The organism is Vibrio sp. 10N.286.52.F8 (assembly GCF_041468745.1).
GTDB classification, from domain to species: domain Bacteria; phylum Pseudomonadota; class Gammaproteobacteria; order Enterobacterales; family Vibrionaceae; genus Vibrio; species Vibrio crassostreae_C.
Window position 1 is genome coordinate 200,258 of sequence record NZ_JBFRJF010000003.1, and the last position, 24,621, is coordinate 224,878.

Below are 24,621 nucleotides of genomic sequence, written 5' to 3' on the forward strand. Positions count from 1 at the left end.
AATTAAGTCGCAAATTATCGATGTGGGTGTTAATTTTCCTCGAACTATTTGACTCGATACACAAAGATTCATGTATATACGTGATACTGGTCACGGCGATATACCAAGTGACTTCACAATTACTTCGCAAAGTAAAAAAATTACCTCGTTGATGATTTCTGGAGCGTAAAATGTACATGGCTCAACCGGGCCATATTGATCATATCAAACAGGTCAATGCTGGTCGTGTATATAAACTAATTGACCTTAAAGGTCCTATTTCTCGTATCGATCTGTCCAAGCAAAGTGAGTTGGCTCCGGCGAGTATTACTAAAATTACCCGTGAACTCATTGAAGCTCACCTTATTCACGAAACGACGGTTCAAGAAGCCACGACTCGTGGGCGTCCTGCTGTCGGTCTGCAAACCAATAACGAAGGTTGGCAATTTTTGTCGATGCGTCTTGGTCGCGGATACTTGACGATCGCGCTCCATGAATTGGGCGGCGACGTGCTTATCGATACCAAGATTGATATCCATGAACGTGATCAAGACGATGTGCTTGCGCGTCTTCTCCATGAAATCGATGAGTTCTTCCAAACCTATGCCGAGCAACTCGACAGGGTGACGAGTATCGCTATCACACTGCCAGGTCTGGTGAATTCAGAGCAAGGTATTGTGTTGCAGATGCCGCACTATAACGTTGAAAACTTAGCGTTGGGGCCGGAGATCTACAAAGAAACCGGTTTGCCAGTTTTTATTGCCAATGATACCCGAGCGTGGGCATTAGCAGAAAAGCTGTTTGGTAACTCACAAGACAACGACAACTCTGTTCTTATCTCGATTCACCACGGTTTAGGTGCCGGGATCATTCTTGATGGTCGCGTTCTGCAAGGACGTCACGGTAACATCGGTGAGTTGGGGCATATCCAGATCGACAAGGAAGGCAAGCTTTGCCACTGTGGTAATCGAGGCTGTTTAGAAACGGTGGCGAGTTCTCAGGCAATCCGTGAGCAAGTCAAAGAGCGATTGGTAAATGGTGAAGAATCAACGCTAACGGTGTTTGAAGACGTCACTATTGAACAGATCTGTGCTGCCGCTGCTAATGGGGATCCGCTGGCTGTCGAAGTGATTGAACAGTTAGGCCGTTATCTAGGTTCTGCGATTGCGATTGTGATTAACCTGTTCAACCCAGAGAAAATCTTGGTGGGTGGTGTTATCAATCAGGCGAAGAGCGTGTTATACCCGGCGATTCAAAAGTGTATCGAAGAGCAGAGTCTATCGGTTTACCATAAAGACTTAGAGCTGGTGGAATCTCGTTTTTATAAGCAGGCAACCATGCCAGGTGCTGCGCTCATCAAGCAGGCCTTATACGATGGCCAACTGTTAATGAAAGTTATTGAAGGTTAACCCCTTTTTCTCGTCTTGTAGCCTTACCTTGAACCTTTCCATGTACTTAAGCTTTGTATAACATCATTTGTTGTACTTAGTTTAAGCATTCTGTGCATTGGCGCTTTGCTTTAACCTATTGAAGTAGGCTATTGTAGCCACAGTTATTATTTGTCACTAAGGTGTTGTATGTCTGGCGTTTTAAATTCGGTTGATCAGAGAACCAAACTGGTCGGTGAAAACCGTCTGGAACTCTTGTTATTCAGCTTAAATAGTCGTCAACTATTTGCGATTAACGTATTTAAAGTGAAAGAAGTCCTCAAAGTGCCAGTACTCACTCGCTTACCGGGCTCTCATCATCATATTACGGGTGTTGCGTCTTTACGTGGTGAATCGGTGCCTGTTATCGATTTACGCAGTGCCATTGGCTTTCCGCCATCTCGTGCGGAGTCTCAAGAGAGCAACCTGATTATTACGGAATACAACCGAACCGTACAAGGTTTCTTGGTTGGGCAAGTTCGTAATATCGTGAACACGACATGGACAGAAATCCAGCCGCCGCCAAAGACAACAGGCCGTGCAAATTACCTAACCGCTATCACGCATATTCAAGAAGAAGAGCAGAACAAGATCGTCGAGATCATCGATGTTGAGAAAGTGTTGGCTGAGATCATTGATTACGATGTCTCGATCTCTGAAGGCGTTTTAGATGAACAATTAGCTCAGGAGATGATAGGACGCAATGTGCTTATCGTTGATGACTCTTCAACAGCGCGTAACCAGATCAAAGGCACCTTGTCGCAGTTGGGTTTGAACATTATTGAGTGTTGTGATGGCTTAGAAGCACTGACCTTACTTAAAGGCTGGTGTGATGAAGGCAAAGACATCAATCAAGAAATATTGTTGATGATCACCGATGCTGAAATGCCTGAAATGGACGGCTACAAGCTGACACACGAAGTACGTACTGACCCAAGAATGCATGACCTATTCATCACGCTAAATACTTCATTAAGTGGAAGTTTTAATGAAGCTATGGTTGAGAAAGTAGGGTGTAACCGCTTTATTTCTAAGTTCCAGCCAGACCTCTTGGTTGAAGTGACTCAAGAGCGAATGCGTCAGATTTTATAATTAATGCTGCTGTACGGTTTGTTTTGAGTGACCTTATAGAAAACGCTTGCTAATATTCACGCAGCATATTTTTCTTAACGAAATATGCTCAACTACTAGCGTGATTTTTCACACACAATCTAAGGTAGTTCCTCTTAATGATATGGTTAACGTCTAAAGTCGTCATGACTTTGAGCTTATTACTGTATAGGGAATTTAAGAAAAGACGTACGGAAGCTGAAGTTGAGTCATAACTCAACAACTGGAATTGAAGGGAAGCGGATGCTTCCCTTTTTCGTTTTTCTTTCTCTCTTTTCTTTAGCCAATGATCGATTGAGAACAGTTGGTACTTCGCTAATGAAAATCCCGAGATTTGGTTTTCAAGCCAACAATTTCATCGGTAATATCGATAAGTTTTCCCGCGATAACATGCACGACTTCACCTTCTTTTTCTAATATCCCTTGTACTTTTAACGCCTTGGCTGTGAGATAAGCTTGCTGTTGAGCGCGTGCGGTTGCTCCCCATACCACGACATTAATATTGCCAGTGCTATCTTCCAGCGTAACAAAGGTGACACCTGCCGCGGTGCCGGGAGATTGTTTACCTGTGACTAATCCGACAACGGTGACCATAGATTTGTGTCTTTGCTGTATTAAATCTTTCATGTGTGTGAATCGACCTAATCGTCCTGCTTCTTCGAGCAAAGTGATGGGGTGCTTGTTCAATGAAATTCCGACACTGGTGAAGTCTTCGAGTAGATCTTGCATCTCATTGGGCTTGTGCAGTACATGTTCGTCATGTCCTGCCTCAGCATCGTCATAGGCTTGGCTAAACAGAGGTAAATCCGACGCCGAGTCCATGATCGCCCAGCGAGTCTGGAAGCGGTCTCCAGAAACGTTATGTAGCGCATTAGCCGATGCCAGTAGCTCGATATCTTTCTTATTCATCGATAACTGTTTCACCTGACTAGGGTGGCGATAACCGGATGGTGGACGATTGGCGAGCACGCTTTGAATTCCATGCTCGCTGAATCCTTTGATTTGTCGCAGCCCTAAGCGAATCGCTAGACCATTCTGATGAGGGGCAACCGTGTGGTCGTTTTGAGAAGCGTTCACACATACCGGAAGTATCACCACATTGTGTCGTTGTGCGTCTTGTACCAACTGTGAAGGGCTATAAAACCCCATCGGTTGGCTATTCAACAGAGAAGCGTAGAAGCACTCTGGGTAGTAGCATTTCAACCAAGCGGAGCAATACGCTAACACCGCAAACGAAGCGGAGTGGCTTTCAGGAAAACCGTACTCGCCAAAGCCGCATATCTGTTTAAAGATCTGCTCAGCAAACTCTGTCTCATAGCCGCGCTTTTGCATTCCTTCGATGAGTTTGTTTTTAAACTTAAAGACGTTGCCATTTTTCTTCCAAGCGGCCATTGCCCGTCTGAGTTGATCTGCTTCTCCGCCTGTGAACCCTGCAGCGACCATCGCGAGTTTGATCACTTGCTCTTGGAATATCGGTACACCTAAGGTGCGCGACAGTACTGATTCCACGTCTTTAGATGGATAACTGATTAGCTCAATGCCATCTCGACGCTTGAGAAACGGATGCACCATATCACCCTGAATAGGGCCTGGGCGTACGATAGCGATTTGAATCACCAAGTCGTAATAAGTCTTCGGTTTAAGCCTTGGCAGCATGCTCATTTGTGCGCGTGACTCAATTTGGAATATCCCGACTGTGTCTGCTCGCTGAATCATGCCGTAAACCTGAGGATCGTCCTTAAGGCGAGTGATCTCAGCAATGGTCAGTGATCGCCCGTGAATACGTTTGATCAGGTCGAAACATTTACGAATCGCAGAGAGCATACCCAACGCGAGCACATCAACTTTCAGCAAGCCTAAGGTTTCTAGATCATCCTTATCCCATTGGATAATGGTTCGATCGTGCATCGCTGCATTTTCGACGGGAACCAGCTCATACAAAGGCCCTGAGGATATGACAAAGCCACCGACATGTTGAGATAAGTGACGTGGGAAGCCGATAATCTCATTAACCAAGTGGATAAACTGCTGCCCCTTCAAAGAATCAGGTTGTAGCCCTAATTGAGTGAGCTGAGCCTGCCAACCTAAGCTTTTGTCCCTGCGATTGGTGTTCTTGATGAAGTAGTCGAGCTGAGTTTCTTGTAGCCCTAATGCTTTCCCCACATCTCTCACCGCACTTTTGAAGCGATAAGAGATGACTGTTGCAGCAAGTGCAGCCCGTTCTCTACCGTATTTTTTATAGATGTATTGGATGACTTCTTCACGACGTTCGTGTTCAAAATCGACATCAATATCAGGCGGCTCATCGCGCTCTTTACTGATGAAACGCTCAAACAGCACCGAGATCTGTCTTGGGTCGACAGAGGTGATTTCTAAGCAGTAACAGACCACGGAATTGGCCGCTGAACCTCGACCTTGGTAAAGAATGCCTTGGCTTTTGGCAAACATCACGATGTCGTGAATGGTGAGAAAAAAGAAAGGGTAGTCAAGCTCGTCAATTAATCCCAATTCTTTATCTATGATTTGTTGGATGTCGTCAGGTACACCTTGTGGGAAGCGAGTTCGTTTTCCCTTTTCGACCAACATGCGCAGATAACTCATGGGTGTCTCACTTTGAGGAATCAGTTCACTGGGATATTCGTATCGTAAGCTATCTAAATCAAATTCACACAACTCAGCGATGCGGTTGCTCTCTTCTAGCCACTCCGCTTTGAAGATATGAGAGAGCTTATTGATACTCCGTAAACAGCGCTCGGCATTAGCGAGTAAGTGACTGCCCACTTCGGTAATGGGCTTTTGGTACTTTATCGCAGTGAGTGAGTGCTGTAAGGGTAAGCGGTTAGCATTGTGCATTAGCACGCCACCACAAGCTGTTATCGGCAGTTGATGATGTTGTGACAGCTCAACGCAGTAATCTGTGTACTGCTGGTCGGTTTGCTTTAGGTGTCTTTGTAAGCCGATCCACAACCGACCTGAATGATGCTGGGAGAGCCATTGCCCCCAGTGTGCGTCTTCATTTTTCTGTTGAGGAAGCCAAAGAATAAAGCAGTGCTTAGCTGACATGATGTCCCACTCAGAGAGCTGATAATGTCCCTTGCTGCTACGACGTCTCGCGTTGGTAATAATACGGCACAGCTCGGCGTAGGCTTGTCTGTTTGGGCATATCAAGACCACTTGGCACTCTTCATTTAGCCAAAACATGCTCCCGACAATTTGCTTGAGTGATAGTTTATGTTGCTTGATCGCAGAGTGAACCTTAACGATGCCCGCGACTGAGCACTCATCAGTAACCGCGAGTGCTTTGTAACGCAAGAAATCGGCCTGTAAAACAAGCTCCTCTGCGTGTGAGGCTCCCTCAAGGAAGGAGTAATTGCTTTGGCAAAATAGCTCTGAGTATTGCTGAGACATAACGTAATCTCACTTAACCATTGCGAGTGAACATGATTGAAAAGGGACGCTGAAATTGAATAAGTAGAACGGAGGAGCTAACAAAGTTTCTTGCTGACTTACGTTCTTACCGACTAGCTAAATAAGCCGTGCAAAAACCACTGTTTATCTGGCGTTTTAAATATCCAGAGCCACCGACCGTTTTCGCTGTGAGCAATAAAGTAGTCACGAATGACCTTCTCTCCGTCCCACCAGCCAGACACAATGCGCTCTGGGCCTTGAGATAAGGTGACGCTTTCGGTTAAGGCTTCGGGCTCTGGCAGTAAAATACTGGGCCGGAGTCGTTGTTGATCGACGCTAAGAGCTATGGTTTGTTGCTCGCTCTCTGGGGGCGTTTGCCTTTTTGCCACAGATTTACTCAGTGTTGGGAGCGAATACTGATTGGCCTTTTCTGGCCTTGGGTCGTGCTGTATTTTCGGTGTTTTAATACAGGCCTGCCCAAGCTTTGCTTGCAGTAATGAGAGCAAATCTAACGCGGCAAGTGTTCCGGTATTACCATCAAAAAGATCATGGTAGGCCATTTGGGGTTCTCCATGACGAACCAAGCTGAGGGTCAGCCCTTGAACCGGTGCTGTGAGCTTGAGTGACTCTAAGGTGAGATGAGTAAGGTTCGCCCATTTTTCTGCAAGGTAATCACCTTGTGCCGAATAAAAAGAGACCGGGTGATCGTCTTTATCTCTAAGGTGCAGAGTCAGTGTTAGCTCAAACGCGACTCTGTCACGTAGCTTCAAAAAACACTCGAGTTGATTCAGTAATTTCAGCAACGGCTTTTCGATAAATAGGATGTTTTCAATATCAAACAACAGCTCCAAATATTGCTGGAAATTCTCTGGTGGGTGATAGAAATCAATTGGGTGCTTGAACTGGCCGTTTAGGCGACCGACATAATTGACCAAGTCGATATCAAAGCGGCGTGCGACCTCTTGCAAAGGCAGCTTTAATAGATCTTCAACGATGTTGATACCGACACGGTTCAGGCGTTCAACTTGCTTGGTCGGTAGCTCACTGGAATTCAATGCTTGTTGATTGACCCAAGTTTTCATCTGCTCAATATTGTTTGTTGCTTGGTTGATCGCTTGCTTACCCAAAAGGATCGCAGAAAGCGGCGAATAACCCGTAGCGAAGCTGAACTGGATATTGAGCGTTTCTAAGTGGCTTTTGAGCTCATGCCAGTAGTTATCTAGCCCGTCGTAAAGTGACAGCATGTTAGAGGCTTTAATCAACAAACCATTAGGTGGCAATAACGCCATGTCGGAAGTGACCAAATACGCCCATTGAGCGATCTCTTTGAGCTTACTTTTCTCCAGTTCAATACTGTAAGGGTGGACGTGTAAGTTGTGACACAGCGCCGCCGCAGATCCTAAGCCCGTACCAAGTGAAATTCCCGATTGCAACGCAACTGGGTTTGCTTGCAGTACTCGGTGATCTTTTTCATCCACGATGATAATGGGTTGTTCGCGTGAGTCTTCGCTCGAACCCAATTCATTAGAGTTAAACAAGGTATCCAACTGCAGGGACGGAAAGTGCAGATAAAGCCACAACATACGCTAGCCTTGCTTCGCAATAGGAAAAGCCAGCACAGTGTTACCTGACAAAGCACGATCTAAATTGTCTTCATGAATGACGTTCTCTGTGAGTAACGGCCAGTTGTGTGTCATGTCTAGAATAAAGCCGCCATACGACCAACTGCCTTTTCTTTTTGTTACCTCTACCTTCAATCCTTGGGCGTGAGAAGACAGCTTCATGCTTAAAGAAACGGGTAGGGATAGTTGATTATGGCTGGTGGCTTTAAAGTGAAACTGCAGGCACTTACCGGTTTCGCTTGCTGCTTGTAAGCGCTTGGTTTGGTGTATTTCTAGATCGGCTCCCCATAGCAATACAGAGTGACAAGCACCGCTTTTGAGGCACTGCTCAGCCGCCCACAACGCATCGAGATCGCGTTGAGGCTGGATAACAAGAATATTCTCTAATTCAATGCCTTGGCCGCTAAAAAACTCGGCACAGATCTTCCCTGGCGGATTAATGAATATGGCCAGTTTTTGCGAGTTTTGTTGAGATAAATAGGGCGTAAGGAGGCGAAGCTCGCCGATCCCTTGTTGTGATTCAACTTCAATAACGCCGTGCGTCGGGAAGCCGCCATCAAGCTGTTTATCCAGTTGAGGATAGCCTGTTGAAGTGGTAATTCCTTGCGTTGTTGATTGTAACCCTTTCCAGATTAGCTGGCGGTCTTGTAAGTTTTTTATTAGTTCATGCATAATTAAATACCTGTATATCTATACAGTATATTTAACAATGAAAAAGATGCAAAGAGAAATGATGAAAATTAGCGGCAGTAAGTATTAGATGGTTGATTTAGATACAAAAAAAGCCGCTATGGAAGCGACTTTTTACTGTTGGTTAATGATATCAGTTACTTAGGTTGAGCATCGATACATTGGCCATTAATGTCTGTCACACTTGGGTTCATTAAGTGTAGGTACAGTGGGATGATGTCGAGTGGCGTTTTTAGCTTATTCGCATCTTCTCCTGGGTACGCTTTTGCACGCATACGTGTTTGAGTGCCGCCTGGATTGATTGCGTTAACACGGATGTTCGTGTCTTCAAGCTCGTCCGCTAGGATCTGCATCATACCTTCGGTAGCAAACTTAGAAATTGCGTAAGTGCCCCAGAATGCACGGCCAGAGTGACCAACCGTTGAAGAGGTAAATACGATACGACCTGCTTCTGCTTTTTTAAGTGCAGGTAGCAGAGCTTGAGTCATCAAGAACTCAGACTTCACATTGATCTGCATAACATCATCAAAGGTTTCTTCATCAATCTGCTCAAACGGGCTCAGAGTGCCAAGAACGCCAGCATTATGAAGTAGACCGTCTAAACGACCGAACTGTGATTGAATGGTTTCAGCCATATCAACGTAGTTCTGCTTTGTCGCACCTTTTAAATCCAATGGGATAATCGCAGGTTGTGGGTAACCAGCGCTTTCGATTTCATCGTAAATGAATTCAAGGTTTTTAACATTGCGGCCTAACAGAATGACAGTTGCACCATGTTGAGCGAAGCTTAGTGCTGCTTGGCGACCAATGCCAGCACCGGCACCTGTAACCAAAATTACTTTATCTTTGAGGGCATCTGTAGAGATTGGGTAATCCACTGTGCTTATCCTTCTTTCTTTTATTATGTTCGTCATTCCATTGATGTTTAATCACACAGATAACCGCAGGAATGATGAGAAATTCTTGGTAATCGTGACAAGATGGTTACAATACACTAATTCATACAATAGGGGATATGACATTGGAATTTTTGTTGGACTACGGCTTGTTTTTAGCCAAGATTGCGACCGTTGTAATCGCCATCATCGCAATTTTAGTGATTGCTAAATCTGTGGGTGGGAAATCAAGCGCGATTAAAGGTGAGCTGGAAATCACGAACCTATCTGAACATCATAAACAGACGATTGAACAACTAGAGCACCATCTACATGATGATGCTTTCATCAAAGCCCGTGATAAAGCAGAAAAGAAAGCGGAAAAAGAGAAAGTAAAATCACGCGGTAAAGAAGTGAAGAAAGCAGCGAAAGAGGGTGAGCTTGATAGTAAGCGTGAACCACATCTATTCGTTCTTGATTTTAACGGCAGCATTGATGCGAAAGAAGTGGCTTCATTACGTGAAGAGGTAACGGCGGTTCTGGCTGTGGCTCGTGAAGGTGATGAAGTATTGCTGAAACTTGAGTCTGGCGGTGGCATGGTTCACGGCTATGGTTTAGCGTCTTCTCAACTTGATCGTATCAAAGCGGCAGGTTTGCCTCTGACTATCTCGGTAGACAAAGTGGCGGCAAGCGGCGGTTACATGATGGCATGTATCGCAGACAAAATTGTATCTGCACCGTTTGCTATTGTTGGCTCTATTGGTGTTATCGCTCAACTGCCAAACTTCAACAAACTACTTAAAAAGCACGATATTGAGTTCGAGCAGCTAACGGCGGGTGAGTACAAACGCACGCTTACTATGTTTGGTGAGAACAGCGATAAAGCACGTGAGAAGTTTAAAGAAGAGCTAGAAGAGACACATGGCCTATTCAAAGACTTCATCCGTGACCATCGTCCTGCGTTAGATCTTGAAAAAGTAGCAACGGGTGAACACTGGTTTGGTACACAAGCACATGAACTTGGACTGGTGGATGAGATCAGCACTTCTGATGACTTAGTCGTAGCGGCATGTAAGGACAAAACGGTTCTAGCGATCCACTACGTACAGAAGAAAAAGCTTTCAGACAAACTAGCGGGCGTGGCAGGTAAATCTGCAGACAGCGTGTTGATGAAGCTGATTGAACGCGGTCAAAAGCCGATTGTTTAAGCTTATTGAGTTCTAGTTCTAGGCTTGGTGCCTTACGTTCATTTACAGACGTTTGAGCCTTAAAAAGAAAGCGCATAAGTCATCAGACTTATGCGTTTTTTTATTGCTCCACTTCCGAGCGGGTGACCACTATGTTGTAGGGGGAGCGGAGTTTTATACCAAACACTGACTTACTGTGATTGATATTAAATCTTGGCTCCATAATCATTACGTTTTGGACAAGTAGTCAGAATCTCTCTATGACCCGTATCTTTGAGCTCTTCCAAAATCACATCAAAGCCCCACAAGCGATAGAGATGCTTCATCACTTCGTCGTAGCCTTTATCAAGCGGGATGCGGTCGTGAGGCACATATTGCAGTGTCATTGAGCGGTCACCACGAACATCGACATTAAACACCTGAATGTTTGGTTCAAGGTTACTTAGGTTGTATTGCGCCGCAAGCTTCTCACGAATCAGGCGATAGCCCGGATCATCATGAATAGCACTCACCTCAATGGTATTTTTACGGTCGTCGTCGAGTACAGAGAACAGCTTAAAGTCTCGAATGATTTTTGGAGAAAGGTATTGGCTGATGAAACTTTCATCTTTGAAGTTGTGCATCGCAAAGTGCACCGCTTCTAACCAATCACTTCCGGCTAACTCAGGGAACCACTCTCTATCTTCATCGGTTGGCTCTTCACAGATGCGTCGGATGTCTCTAAACATCGCAAAGCCAAGCGCATAAGGGTTTATTCCGCTGAAATAAGGGCTGTTGTAGGCGGGTTGTGCGACGACACTGGTATGGCTGTGTAGGAATTCTAAGATGAACTTATCACTCACCAAGCCTTCGTCGTAAAGGTGGTTAAGAATGGTGTAATGCCAGAAGGTTGCCCAGCCTTCGTTCATCACTTGAGTTTGTTTTTGAGGGTAGAAGTATTGGCTCACTTTGCGAACGATGCGAACACACTCTCGTTGCCAAGGTTCAAGCAGTGGTGCGTTCTTCTCGATAAAGTAGAGAATGTTTTCTTGAGGCTCGCTAGGAAAGCGGATCTTGGTCTCTTCTTCCTTACTTTTATTTTGAGGAACGGTTCGCCATAGCTCATTCACTTGAGATTGCAGATAAGCTTCGCGTTCTTCTTGTCTTGCTGTCTCTTCTGCAATGGAAATCTTCTCAGGGCGTTTGTATCGGTCTACGCCGTAATTCATCAGTGCGTGACAAGAATCAAGGAGCTGCTCGACTTCAGCAACACCATATTTCTCTTCACAACCACTGATGTACTTCTTAGCAAACAACAAGTAATCGATGATGGAACTGGCATCGGTCCATGTTTGGAACAGGTAGTTGCCTTTAAAGAAAGAGTTGTGGCCATAACAAGCGTGAGCCATTACCAGCGCCTGCATTGTGACCGTGTTCTCTTCCATCAGGTAAGCGATACAAGGATCGGAGTTGATTACGATTTCGTATGCCAAGCCCATTTGGCCATGCTTGTAGTTTTGCTCGGTTTGAATGAATTTCTTACCAAAAGACCAGTGGTTGTAATTGATAGGCATACCAATGCTCGAGTAGGCATCCATCATCTGTTCTGAAGTAATCACTTCAATCTGGTTTGGGTAAGTATCTAAACGGTAATGCTGCGCAACACGTTTGATTTCTACGTGGTATTTCTCCAAGAGGTTGAACGTCCAATCTGGACCATCAGGCAGCATCTTGTCGTTTTTCTTTTTTGCAGCTTTGTTTTTCTCTGCAACGTTTGATTTCGCTGTCATGGCAAACTCCCTTACGCTGTCTCTTTCTGGAACAGTTCTCTAAACACAGGAAAAATATCATCCACCGTTTTAATGTTTTTCATGGCGAAGTTGTCAAAGCTACTCTCGAGTTTTTCGTATTCGTGCCAAAGTGTTTGATGAGAGCGGCGTGTTATTTCGATGTAAGAGTAATATTGGCAAGTTGGCAGAAGCGTATTGACCAGTAACTCTTTACAGCGAGGAGAGTCATCAGCCCAGTTATCGCCATCAGAGGCTTGTGCTGCATAGATGTTCCACTCATTAGCAGGGTAGCGGTCTGCGACAATTTCCTTCATCAGTTTCAGTGCGCTCGAAACAATGGTGCCACCCGTTTCTTGTGAGTAGAAAAACTCATGTTCGTCGACCTCTTTAGCCTGAGTATGGTGACGAATAAACACAACATCGACGTTTTCGTAGGTGCGATTTAAGAACAGATACAGAAGAACATAAAAGCGCTTCGCAATATCTTTTGTGGCCTGATCCATAGAGCCCGATACATCCATTAGACAGAACATCACGGCTTGGCTAGATGGAATAGGGCGCTTCTCGTAGTTTTTAAAACGTAAGTCGAAGGTGTCAATGAACGGCACGCTTTCAATCTTTTTACGTAACTCGGCAATCTCTTCTTTGAGGCGACCTTCCTCGAAAGGTTGTGCCGGCTCCGTCATTTTAACTTGGTCAAGCTGTTCCATCAGTAGGTTAAGCTCGCGCTTTTTACCTGCTGTCATCGCGGTTCTACGAGCCAGAGATTGCTGTAGTGAACGAACGATAGCGATGTTGGATGGAATCCCCGCGCTTTGGTAACCAGAGCGGTGAGTTTTCCATTCGGTGATTTTGTTGACCTGATTTTTCTCTAGATTAGGTAGAGCTAAATCTTCAAAGAGAATATCAAGATACTCATCTTTTGAAATTTGGAAGGTAAATTCATCTTGGCCTTCGCCATCAGGGCTTGCGTCGCCTTGGCCTGAGCCACCACCTTGACCACCACCTTTAGGGCGTTCGATTTTATCGCCAGTGATGAACTGATCATTACCTGGGTGAACGCGCTCTCTTACGCCGCCTTGACCTTGGTGAAAGTTCGGCTCTTTGATGTCTTTATGGGGAATAGTGACGTCTTCACCTGTTTCTGTATTGGTGATTGAGCGTCGGTTAACTGCATCGGCCACAGATTCTTTGATTTGCTCTTTATGGCGTCGTAAGAAACGCTGTCTATTCACAGCACTCTTATTTTTGCCATTGAGCCTCCGATCGATAAATTGTGCCATAAGAACTCCCTCTCAGCTGATGTCGCGATCCTACTTTTTATTCGGGTATAAGAGTTATTGATTTACTAAGGTATAAAAGTTATTGGTTTATACGAGCTGCTCAGTTGAGCAGCTCAATACCGTTTAGTTATGAGGATTTACGAACTCTTAGGTACCACTCAGATAGCAGTCTCACTTGCTTCTCGGTGTAGCCTTTTTCCATCATACGAGCAACGAAGTCGTCATGTTTTTTCTGATCATCCGTTGAGGTCTTAGCATTGAACGAAATAACAGGAAGTAGCTCTTCTGTGTTAGAGAACATTTTCTTCTCAATCACAGTGCGCAGTTTCTCGTAGCTCGTCCACACTGGGTTTTGACCGTTATTGTTGGCTTTGGCACGAAGCACAAAGTTCACAATCTCATTTCGGAAGTCTTTAGGGTTACTGATACCGGCTGTCTTCTCGATTTTCTCTAGTTCACCATTCAGAGAAGCACGGTCAAATAGTTGGCCTGTTTCTGGGTCGCGGTACTCTTGGTCTTGAATCCAGAAATCTGCGTAGGTGACATAGCGGTCGAAGATATTCTGACCGTACTCAGAGTAAGACTCTAGATAAGCGGTTTGAATTTCTTTACCGATGAACTCTACGTAGCGTGGCACTAGGTATCCTTTCAAGAACTCTAGGTACTTCTCGGCGGTCTCTTGAGGGAACTGCTCCCGTTCGATTTGCTGCTCAATAACGTAGAACAGGTGCACTGGGTTCGCGGCCACTTCGGCTTGGTCGAAGTTAAACACACGAGACAGGATCTTAAAGGCGAAACGCGTTGATAGCCCAGACATGCCTTCGTCAACGCCAGCATAATCTCGGTACTCTTGGTAGCTCTTCGCTTTTGGATCGGTGTCTTTTAGAGTCTCACCATCGTAAACACGCATCTTAGAGAATAGAGATGAGTTTTCAGGCTCTTTTAGTCTCGAAAGAATGCTGAATTGCGATAGCAGATCGAGTGTGCTTGGTGAGCAAGGCGCTTGGGATAGCTCACTGTGCTCAAGCAGTTTCTTGTAGATCTTAACTTCTTCAGACACACGCAGACAGTAAGGGACTTTTACAATGTACACACGGTCGAGGAATGCTTCGTTGTTTTTGTTGTTACGGAAGGTCTGCCACTCAGATTCGTTCGAGTGAGCGAGAATCATACCGTCAAATGGCAGTGCAGAAAGCCCTTCGGTACCGTTGAAGTTACCTTCTTGTGTTGCCGTAAGTAGAGGGTGTAATACTTTGATTGGCGCTTTGAACATCTCCACGAATTCCATCACACCTTGGTTGGCTTTACAAAGCGCACCAGAGTAGCTGTAGGCATCAGGATCATCTTGAGAGAAGTGTTCAAGTTTACGAATATCAACTTTACCAACCAGAGACGAGATATCTTGGTTGTTTTCATCACCTGGCTCCGTTTTCGCGATCGCAACTTGATCGAGAATAGAAGGGCGCAGTTTGATGACTTTGAATTTGGAAATATCACCGCCAAAATCGTGCAGACGTTTCGCTGCCCACGGAGACATAATTGAGCGAAGATAGCGTTTCTCAATGCCATATTCGTTCTTCAATAAGTCGCCGTCTTCGTTAACGTCGAATAGACAGAATGGGTGATCGTTTACTGGGCTTCGTTCACCGTCAGCAGACAATACATAGATTGGTAGTTTCTGCATCAGGGCTTTGAGTTTTTCAGCGAGAGAAGATTTACCACCGCCCACAGGGCCAAGTAGGTAAAGGATTTGTTTACGTTCTTCTAAACCTTGCGCAGCATGTTTTAAGTAAGAAACAATCTGTTCAATCGCATCTTCCATACCGTAGAAATCTTTAAATTCGCTGTAGCGTGAGATGACACGGTTCGAGAAAATACGACTCAGTTGAGGGTCTTGAGCAGTGTCAATAACCTCTGGTTCGCCAATGGCTAGTAATAAGCGCTCGGCAGCATTAGCGTAAGCACTTTTATCGTCTTTACACAGCCCTAAGAACTCCTGCAATGTCAGCTCTTCTTCCTTGGCTGCTTCATAACGTGATTGATAGTGGTCAAAGATACTCATAGTCACATTCCCCTTGTTAACCAGTCAAAACTGACGAGCGATTGAAAAATAGGCTCTCCCTACATTTTAAGGTTAGACCGCTTCCACAATTTTGCTTAACAATTATGTATTTATTTACAATTTTGCGTGTGAAAAACGTGGCGAGCGCAATAGGCAACTTGAGGCGCGTAGAATCAAATTATTTTACATTCGAGGGGATCTGGCCGTTTGTTTTGAGATTTTAGGTCGCTTAACAATACTCACAATGGATTTATGTGCATTAGATGTATAACTGGGCTCTATTGATTTTTGGAATGGAGTACCATATAATGCGCGAAGTTATCAAAAATTGCTCAATAAATAGGTAGATGTAGTGAAGAATAATGGGTTCAAAATAGTGGCTATCTGCATGTTACGCCAAATGTTCGAGTAACTGGTGGCGTTCGTTATACCAACCTTGAAGGTGATATAGAGAATAGCCCAATACTTGAAAGTGGTATCAACATGGCCGCGAACGTTGGTGTTGCTTACGTTTTCTAGTTGCTTTGGTTTTTCTCTTTGTGTGCGAACATTAAAAAAAGGGTTACTCATGATGAGTAACCCTTTTTCTTGAAACTTTTTAAAAGTTATCGCTGATCTATTAACGAATTAAGCGCTAAAGATTTGAGATAGCTCTGTCGCACATAGGTGGTACTGACGAGGGCAGTTGCGCCATGTTGTTAGCATGCGACGGTACTTCTCTAGCATTGGCATCTGGCTATTGAAGTGGTGATCGGCTTTGTCGAATTGAGGGTAAAGACCTTCAGAATCAACAAGGAAACGCACGTAGTGTACGATCTGCGCTTCAGAAGCGATATCAAAACCTAAGAACTGCAGGCGACGTTGGTCTACTTCAGCACGCTCTTGCTCTGCAAGCATTTTGTTCGACTCTTGCATTGCATGGTACATCTCCATGATGTCGATAATTTCGCGACATTCTGCTTCAGTCAAACAACCAAACTCTTTGTTAAGCTCACGCATTTGGAGTTCGTAACCACGTTCTACAATCGTTTGTAGACGTTGGTATTTAGCGGAGTTCTCAGGATCCATTTGAGACATTAGGTAGTATTGATTTGATAGAATTAGACGCTGAGCATTGGTCATTTCCATGGGAGGAGCCTCACTAAAAAACTAAATGTTGTATTCTTTTGTTGCAGTAAGAGTAACAGCATTCCTACGAGTGGAAACATGATCTCAACACGGATTTAATATGATTTTTTGAATTGATAAACAAAAGTTGTAAAGAAAAGTGAAAGGATTGTTAGCGCTAGAAAAGAAAACGCCCCAATCGAAATTGAGGCGTTTAAAATAGAGGTTGAGCATCGTCTGCAGTATTAGTATTTTACGTTTGAATGATACTGGCTAAGAACAGCAACAATCTCATCCATTTTCTCTTTGCTTGGCGGATTTGTACCTTCAAGAGGGTAGTCAAAACCAAGTGCTTCCCACTTATGTGCACCCAGCTTATGGTATGGAAGCAGCTCTACTTTCTCGATGTTATCCATGTCTTTGATGAATTCACCTAGCAGATGAGCATCTTCAGGCGTGTCCGTGTAGCCAGGGACAATCACATAACGAATCCACGTCTTCTTACCGATTTTGTGTAGGTAGCGCGCAAAATCCAGAGTACGTCTGTTTGATACACCAATGAAATCGTGGTGAATCTCATCTCGCATGTGCTTAAGATCGAGCATCACTAGATCAGAGGCTTCTAGTACTTCGTCAACCACTTCAGTGTGCTTACGAATGTAGCCATTAGTATCAAGACAAGTGTGGATGCCTTCAGCTTGAGCTGCGCGGAAAAAATCACGAACAAACTCAGGTTGTAGCATCGCTTCACCACCAGAACAGGTGATACCACCGCCCGAAGCTTTCATGAAATGACGGTATGATTTTGCTTCGTTGATGATCTCTTCGACCGTTACTTCCTTTCCGTCATGAAGATCCCATGTATCACGGTTATGACAGTACATACAACGCATTAAGCAGCCTTGAAGAAACACAATAAAGCGGATACCAGGACCATCGACAGTACCACAAGATTCGAATGAGTGAATGCGACCAGTTGTAGACATGAGCTATTCTCGTAGAGGAATTTATACCGTTTATTTTATTACAAAATCGGTACATAAAATAGGGTCAAATGGTAACGAGACCTTTAAAAATAAAGGCAACCACCTGTGAAGATGATTGCCTTTATTAAACTTGAAAAGTAAAGGACGAAAGCCCTTACTGGTGGCTAGAAGAAAGCAAACATTGTGATACCGCCAGTGGTGTACACTGACTCTTTCGCTTCTTCGTAATCCGGTGTTTTTGCTGTTAGCGCGAAAGATGCACCAACGTATTGGTTATACCAAGCCACACCAAGCACAGCAGTAGCCTGAATGTTCTCTAAAGTCACATCGTATTGTTCTGGATTCGGCCAATTATCTTCGATTTCAGAACGATCGCCTTCGATAGTCAGGTCGTTGAATCGGTAGCGACCTTCGAGGCCTGCATAGGTAAACCAACCAGCGTTTGATGCGCCGATCATGCCAGGTTTGAATGGGTTTTCTGTGGTGATGTTAGCTGCACCAAAGTTACCGCCTAAGTCCGTACCCCAACGGAACATAAAACCAGTCGAGATATCACTTCTAAAGTTACCGACGTTGATTTCAGAAACGTTAGAGATTTCGTAGTCAGTATTCGCAAGAGCTTGATTACGCATTAGGTTGAAATGGCTTAGGTAACCAACGCTTCCCGCCCACTCATCATCAACTTGGTATTCCCAACCCATCGGCTCATCTGATTTTGTGATCGAGTGAACCAGCTTTTGAGCATCTTCAGACAGTGCACGTTCGCCCGTAGTACCAAACGTGATATTAAAACGCTGGGCTTGCTGTGGGTTTAAGCTGATGTAATTGAATTCAGTGTGAAGGTAACCTGCGTATGGGCGATCATTAGGCGATGGCGTTTCTAACTCAATGTCAGAAGGCGTATACATCTTGTGGCCAATGGTGATTTCCCACTTGTCTAGAGAGCTTGCGCCCCAGTAGGAAAGACTCAATGGTTTTACCCAGTTATATGGCGTAATACTTGATGATGTGTAACCCAGAAATAAGCCGTTGGTATAGTCTTGGTCGACACCAAAAATACCATCATTATCTAAAGCAAAAGTTAACGTAGAACGCTCAGAGGCTAAAGATGAGAAAGAGAGAAGAATCAGGGGTAAACAACGCAGGTATTTCATGGAGCAGTTACTCTTAAATTATGAACCGCGATATTACCGTAATTTGACAGAATTTGTGGAAAAAAGTGAATGGCAGGGTGCTTTTTTGCTCAACCTAACATTTCGCGGGATAGGTGAGTGTAGTGCGATTTATTTCAGATATAAAAAAGCCCCGCACATTGGCGAGGCTAATATTATTTACTGTCTATTGAGCGTGAGCTTATAGAGACTCAGTAAATGTACGTGCGATTACGTCAGCTTGTTGCTCTGCAGTTAGAGAGTTAAAGCGAACAGCGTAACCAGATACACGGATTGTTAGCTGAGGGTATTTCTCAGGGTGCTTAACTGCGTCTTCAAGAGTTTCGCGGTTAAGAACGTTAACGTTAAGGTGTTGACCACCTTCAATGCCAGCTTCGTGGTGGAAGTAACCATCCATTAGGCCTGCAAGGTTAGCACGTTGGCTGTCTTGTTCTTTACCTAGTGCGTTTGGCACGATAGAGAACGTGTAAGAGATACCATCTTGTGCGTCAGCAAATGGTAGTTTACCTACAGACGTTAGTGATGCTACAGCACCTTTCTCATCACGACCGTGCATTGGGTTTGCACCAGGAGCGAAAGGAGCGCCAGCACGACGACCGTCTGGAGTGTTACCAGTTTTCTTACCGTATACAACGTTAGACGTGATAGTAAGAACTGACTGTGTAGGGATAGAGTTACGGTAAGTCTTAAGCTTACGGATCTTGTTCATGAACGTAGAAACTAGTTCACAAGCAATATCATCTACACGAGAGTCGTTGTTACCGTATTTAGGGTAATCGCCTTCGATTTCGAAGTCAGTTGCGATGCCATCTTCGTCACGGATTGGTTTAACAGTCGCGAACTTGATTGCAGATAGTGAGTCAGCTGCAACAGATAGACCAGCGATACCACAAGCCATAGTACGACGAACGTCACGGTCATGAAGAGCCATTAGAGACGCTTCGTAGCTGTACTTGTCGTGCATGTAGTGAATGCTGTTTAGTGCAGTCACGTATTGCTTCGCTAACCAGTCCATGAATGTGTCTAGGCGACCCATTACGTCATCGTAGTTAAGAACTTCGTCAGTGATCTTGTCTGAAACAGGACCAACTTGCATCTTAAGTTTCTCGTCCACACCGCCGTTGATTGCGTAAAGCATTGTTTTCGCAAGGTTAGCACGAGCACCGAAGAACTGCATTTGCTTACCAACGATCATTGGAGATACACAACAAGCGATAGCGTAATCATCAGACTCTAGGTCAGGACGCATTAGGTCATCATTTTCGTACTGGATAGAAGAAGTATCGATAGATACCTTCGCACAGAAACGCTTGAAGCCGTCAGGTAGTTGCTCAGACCAAAGAACAGTGATGTTTGGCTCTGGAGAAGGACCCATAGTGTATAGAGAGTTTAGGAAACGGAAGTTCGAACGCGTTACTAGCGTACGACCGTCGATACCCATACCACCCATAGACTCTGTTGCCCAGATTGGGTCGCCAGAGAACAGCTCATCGTACTCAGGAGTACGTAGGAAACGAACCATACGCAGTTTCATTACGAAGTGGTCGATCATTTCTTGTGCTTGTTCTTCAGTGATCTTGCCAGCAGCGATATCACGCTCGATGTAGATGTCTAGGAAAGTCGAAGTACGACCTAGAGACATTGCAGCACCGTTTTGAGATTTAACAGCAGCTAGGTAGCCGAAGTAAGTCCACTGGATAGCTTCTTGAGCTGTTTGAGCTGGCTCAGAGATATCGAAACCGTATTTCTCAGCCATTTGCTTGATTTGACCTAGAGCACGATGTTGCTCAGAGATCTCTTCACGCAGTTGCATTGTTGCAGAAAGATCTTCGCCGTTCTCGAAACGCTCTTGTAGAGAAGCGAATTGAGCCGCTTTGTCTTTCATTAGGAAATCAATACCGTAAAGTGCAACACGACGGTAGTCACCAATGATACGACCACGGCCGTAAGCATCAGGAAGACCAGTCAGAACACCAGACTTACGACATTTTAGGATATCAGGAGTGTAGATATCGAAAACGCCAGCATTGTGTGTTTTGCGGTATTCTGAGTAGATTTTTGAAACCATTGGGTCAAGAGTTTCACCGTATGCTTTACAAGAACCTTCAACCATACGCACACCACCGTTAGGGATGATTGCACGTTTTAGTGGCTTCTCAGTTTGTAGACCAACGATAGTCTCAAGATCTTTCTCAATGTAACCTGCATCGTGAGCAGTAATGGTAGAGATAACAGAAGTATCGAAATCTACAGGTGCTTTAGTTGCGTTTTCCTGTTTGATACCTTCCATTACCGAAGACCAAAGCTTGTTAGTTGCTTCAGTACCCTCAGAAACTAGGAAAGACTCGTCGCCTTCATACGGCGTGTAGTTCTTTTGAATGAAATCACGAACGTTTACTTCGCTTTGCCACTCACCTGCAGCAAAATCTTCCCAAGCTTTAGCAAATTGCTCTGCCATGACATACCTACCTTTTTAGTAGAAAAAATACGTACATTAACACTGTTGAGCCAGCGCCCCTCGTAAGGGTAGTACACTCTTATTAATAACAATATATATGAGCATATAAGCATCATATGGTTATATATATTGTCACTACCTTTTATATGTTGTCTTTACTCTATGTATTCAAGACTACGCTAAAAAATTTCTGCAAACCTTAAACTAAATCAATAAATGCCAAAAAAAGTTGAAAAAATTTGAGTGGCAGGGGTTGCCACCCAAACTTTTTTTTAATCCTAATACTACTTTTGTGTAGTAAGGACTATTATAGCCAAGCTTTTAGACCATACTGACCTTCTAGCATACCAACTGCAAGCATTGCCACTAGACAGATAACTAAAACGCCAACAGGGATAACAATCTTATCTACAAATGATAGACGCTTTGCACGCTCTTTATCACCAATTAGACCATTATTATCAAGAAGCATAGTTAGTGCCCATGCTAATACTGGGTTAACAACCGCTGAACCAAAGATACAGATACCAGCCGCTTGAGAATCTTTTGAATCCTTAACCATTTGCATACCTGCTTCAAGTAGAGGTAGAGATACACCTACAAGTAGCGCAACACGCATCACTGGTGGCCATACTGCTACGTCCATCGGGAAACCAAGAATCGCAACAATAATACACAGAGAACCAAGCAAGATAGCGCCGCCAGGGATTGGACGTTTCGCGATTGCTGCTGGGATCATGTAAGTACCCCAAGAAGATGTGATGTTACCACCACCTACTGCAGTACCGACCATTTGACGAACAGAACACATCGTCATTGTGTCATCTACGTCCATCAGAACTTTTTCAGAACGTTTAGGGTAGTTCAGCTCTTGGAAGATACGGTGACCTAGGAAGTCTGGTGACCACATTGCTACTGCAAGAATAGCGAACGGTAGCGAAGCGATGAAGTGCTCAACGTTTGGCAAGCCAAGCATCCAACCTTCAGAAGTCGAACCCCACCAGTAAACTGGGTTTAGGTTTGGAATGCCCATTTCAGTTTCGAACACGATATCGAAACCAGCGCCTAATGCTAATGCAATAGCAAGGCCTGTAAACGCACAAACTGGAATAGCTAACCAACGCTTGTTCACTTTTGCTAAGAAAGCGTAGATAGCAATAGTAATAGCAAGAACGATAAGACCCACGTAACCCATGCTACCCGCTTCAACAGTAGAAGATTGAAGACCAACCGCCCATGCTTGAATTGAGTTGATTTGGCTCATGGTACCGGTTAAGCCTAAGAATATGAGCAAGCCACCTGCTGTACCTTCAGAAGTTAGGTTAACAAGTTTAGATCCGCCTTTTAGGAAACTTAGGATGAGACCGAACACACCGATCAGGATGGCCAATGCAAGAGGGTGAGCACCAGCGAGAGCGATGGTACCGATAAGAGGGATCATTGGGCCGTGGTTGCCGGCAAGGTTTGCTTTAGGGTTAAAGAAACCAGAAGCAAGGATACAAAACAGTAGTGCAGGAATAAGCATTTCTACACGAGCGACTTCAATTGCGAAGTCTTTACCTAGGTTTACGTGATCCCAAGCTTGAGTTAGGCCATCAGCCCACGACATCATTACTGCAGAGTACATCGCAATGATACCAATAGTACCAGCAAGTGCAGGAACAAGATCTTCAAGTTCAAAGCGGAAGTCACGACCTGGAAGGTTTAAACCGAAGCGGCGAGGCTTCATGATTTGAAGTTCGTGATCTAGATAATCTGAGCGGCTCTCAAATTCAGAAGCAGGACGGTGTAGCTCTTTATAGCTTTTCTCTTCTACTTCAGAGTTCGCATTATTGACAACGTCTGACATAGATTCCTCATATTTTTTGTTAGTAATTCTAAAATTGAATTCTATAAGTTCGCGTAATTGCGTAATTGCGTTATTTCTTAGTTATAACTCATTAACATTATGTTGCACGGTTTTGCTGTGCTTTATGCAGCTAAGTTAAAAGAAATGTTTGGCATTTTTAATGCCTTATTCTTTGCTGAGGAGTCTAACAAGCTTACCCTTTAGGGTGATTGATCTTGATCACTTTATGAGTATATGTGAAAGAAAGCTACAAAACGCAGCGATTCATTAACTTCCCATTGATGAATCGTGTAATTAGTTTTCACAAATTGACGTTTACCTATCTTCTTCGAGCCTTTGTCGTCATGGCTCGAGTTCAATACTCAATTCTTACTGAGTTATTTCACTATTACTTGCTTCCCAACTGTTCCGAGTGAAATGCTTACAATGTAATAACCTTAAAATAATTGTGCCTTACGGTGTGTATGTAGTGTTGAGCGTGCAGATTATATTTTGCAGATCTCGGCGTATCTAAGTTCACAAAACTTGTTTTTCTTGTGAGACATCAAGCTACGTGAATCTCATTTTGATTAACTTTATTTAAACAATGTAAGGGGTGTAATTGCAGCTTATTGATAGAACTCATTCATTAAATTGAGGCGAAAACGCTACCTTTTGCATAATAAGTCAGAGTGAATCGCTATTTATTCCAATTTATCAGGTTAATAATTTGTTGCATGTTGTTTCGTGTGGTGCTAGTTTGTATCGCATGAAAAGGTCGGAGTACCTTGCATTTTCACAAACTTGGGAGAGAAAGCGCATGAAAGATGTACCAGCGCTGGACATAAAGGATCTACACAAAACGTTTGGTCAAAATGAAGTTTTAAAGGGAATTTCACTTTCTGCGCATAAAGGCGATGTTGTATCGATTATCGGATCTTCAGGGTCGGGTAAAAGTACTTTCCTTAGATGTATCAACCTTTTAGAGACACCAACTGCAGGCGAGATTTGGGTTAATGGCGAATTAATTCAAATGAAAAACAACCGCCAAGGCGTATCTGTTCCTGCCAACGAAAAACAAGTACAGCGTATCCGTTCACGCTTAGCGATGGTTTTTCAAGGCTTCAATCTTTGGTCTCACCTGACCGTTCTCGAAAATGTTATCGAAGCACCCGTTCACGTATTAGGTGTACCTAAAGCTCAAGCGATTGAAAATGCAGAACTACTACTTAAAAAAGTAGGCTTGTATGAGCGCAAAGATTACTACCCAGGTCATTTATCCGGTGGACAACAACAACGAGCGGCAATTGCTCGAGCGTTAGCGGTTGATCCGGAAGTGATGCTGTTTGATGAGCCAACATCAGCACTTGACCCTGAGTTAGTAGGGGAAGTACTCGGTGTAATGCGAGATCTAGCAGAAGAAGGAAGAACCATGCTTGTGGTAACACATGAAATGGCTTTTGCTCGTGACGTATCAAACCATGTGATGTTCCTGCACCAAGGTCTAGTGGAAGAACAGGGCGATCCAGCTAAACTGTTTACGGAACCTGAATCTGAACGTTTACAACAATTTATCTCATCGATTTACTAATCAGAATTGAAACGCCGTTGCCAACGGTAAACAGCGACGGTGTGAACAATAAAACACAACAAGTAAG

The 24,621-nt window shown here is 44.2% G+C and carries 16 protein-coding genes and 1 pseudogene; 5 read left to right on the plus strand and 12 right to left on the minus strand.

Annotated features, from left to right (window positions below):
* Positions 1-170 precede the first annotated feature (170 nt).
* Complete coding sequence (locus tag AB4133_RS01230) at positions 171-1,388, plus strand: ROK family protein (RefSeq protein WP_017062140.1); 1,218 nt, start codon at positions 171-173, stop codon at positions 1,386-1,388.
* 168 nt (positions 1,389-1,556) lie between these two features.
* Entirely contained in the window at positions 1,557-2,498 is a 942-nt protein-coding gene (locus AB4133_RS01235) for a chemotaxis protein CheV (RefSeq protein ID WP_136973550.1), read from the plus strand.
* A gap of 333 nt (positions 2,499-2,831) precedes the next feature.
* Here the strand turns inward: AB4133_RS01235 and AB4133_RS01240 are convergent, their stop codons facing one another.
* The 4 genes from AB4133_RS01240 to AB4133_RS01255 form a co-directional block, all read right to left on the minus strand.
* Entirely contained in the window at positions 2,832-5,924 is a 3,093-nt protein-coding gene (locus tag AB4133_RS01240; protein ID WP_372223802.1) for an error-prone DNA polymerase, read from the minus strand.
* A gap of 113 nt (positions 5,925-6,037) precedes the next feature.
* A complete protein-coding gene (locus AB4133_RS01245) occupies positions 6,038-7,507 on the minus strand; it encodes a DNA polymerase Y family protein (protein ID WP_372223804.1) in 1,470 nt (489 codons plus the stop codon).
* 3 nt (positions 7,508-7,510) lie between these two features.
* Complete coding sequence (imuA, locus tag AB4133_RS01250; RefSeq protein WP_372223805.1) at positions 7,511-8,218, minus strand: translesion DNA synthesis-associated protein ImuA; 708 nt, start codon at positions 8,216-8,218, stop codon at positions 7,511-7,513.
* 155 nt (positions 8,219-8,373) lie between these two features.
* The gene (locus AB4133_RS01255; protein ID WP_017062135.1) at positions 8,374-9,114 is read right to left on the minus strand and encodes a YciK family oxidoreductase; all 741 of its coding nucleotides are present in this window, start codon (positions 9,112-9,114) and stop codon (positions 8,374-8,376) included.
* Between the two features lie 143 nt (positions 9,115-9,257).
* Between AB4133_RS01255 and sohB the strand changes: the two genes are divergently transcribed.
* Entirely contained in the window at positions 9,258-10,319 is a 1,062-nt protein-coding gene (gene sohB / locus AB4133_RS01260; protein ID WP_009849001.1) for a protease SohB, read from the plus strand.
* A 185-nt stretch (positions 10,320-10,504) separates the two neighbouring features.
* Here the strand turns inward: sohB and AB4133_RS01265 are convergent, their stop codons facing one another.
* From AB4133_RS01265 to AB4133_RS01275, 3 genes are all read right to left on the minus strand, one after another.
* Positions 10,505-12,067 carry a SpoVR family protein gene (locus AB4133_RS01265; protein WP_017062134.1) on the minus strand — a complete coding sequence of 521 codons (1,563 nt, stop codon included), beginning with the start codon at positions 12,065-12,067 and terminating at the stop codon, positions 10,505-10,507.
* An 11-nt stretch (positions 12,068-12,078) separates the two neighbouring features.
* Positions 12,079-13,350 carry a YeaH/YhbH family protein gene (locus AB4133_RS01270; RefSeq protein WP_017062133.1) on the minus strand — a complete coding sequence of 424 codons (1,272 nt, stop codon included), beginning with the start codon at positions 13,348-13,350 and terminating at the stop codon, positions 12,079-12,081.
* A 127-nt stretch (positions 13,351-13,477) separates the two neighbouring features.
* Entirely contained in the window at positions 13,478-15,412 is a 1,935-nt protein-coding gene (locus tag AB4133_RS01275) for a PrkA family serine protein kinase (RefSeq protein WP_017062132.1), read from the minus strand.
* 378 nt (positions 15,413-15,790) lie between these two features.
* Here AB4133_RS01275 and AB4133_RS01280 point away from each other — a divergent pair.
* Positions 15,791-15,931 (plus strand): annotated as a pseudogene (locus tag AB4133_RS01280) (MipA/OmpV family protein); the annotation flags it as partial.
* Positions 15,932-16,039: 108 nt separating this feature from the next.
* Here AB4133_RS01280 and AB4133_RS01285 read toward each other — a convergent pair.
* The 5 genes from AB4133_RS01285 to AB4133_RS01305 all read right to left on the minus strand — a co-directional run bounded on the left by AB4133_RS01285 (position 16,040) and on the right by AB4133_RS01305 (position 22,984).
* Positions 16,040-16,540: a YfbU family protein gene (locus AB4133_RS01285; RefSeq protein WP_017066932.1), complete on the minus strand. Its 501-nt coding sequence runs from the start codon at positions 16,538-16,540 to the stop codon at positions 16,040-16,042.
* 224 nt (positions 16,541-16,764) lie between these two features.
* Positions 16,765-17,505, minus strand: a complete 741-nt coding sequence (gene pflA, locus AB4133_RS01290) for a pyruvate formate lyase 1-activating protein (protein WP_010437353.1) — start codon at positions 17,503-17,505, stop codon at positions 16,765-16,767.
* A gap of 164 nt (positions 17,506-17,669) precedes the next feature.
* Entirely contained in the window at positions 17,670-18,659 is a 990-nt protein-coding gene (locus AB4133_RS01295; protein WP_102332498.1) for a lipid A deacylase LpxR family protein, read from the minus strand.
* Between the two features lie 199 nt (positions 18,660-18,858).
* A complete protein-coding gene (pflB, locus tag AB4133_RS01300) occupies positions 18,859-21,135 on the minus strand; it encodes a formate C-acetyltransferase (protein WP_102427865.1) in 2,277 nt (758 codons plus the stop codon).
* 307 nt (positions 21,136-21,442) lie between these two features.
* A complete protein-coding gene (locus AB4133_RS01305; protein WP_017062126.1) occupies positions 21,443-22,984 on the minus strand; it encodes a DUF3360 family protein in 1,542 nt (513 codons plus the stop codon).
* Positions 22,985-23,783: 799 nt separating this feature from the next.
* On the opposite strand from AB4133_RS01305, the gene AB4133_RS01310 reads away from it, so the two are divergent.
* Positions 23,784-24,554 (plus strand): ABC transporter ATP-binding protein, encoded by a 771-nt coding sequence (locus tag AB4133_RS01310; protein ID WP_004736532.1) that lies wholly within the window; start codon positions 23,784-23,786, stop codon positions 24,552-24,554.
* Positions 24,555-24,621: the final 67 nt, after the last annotated feature.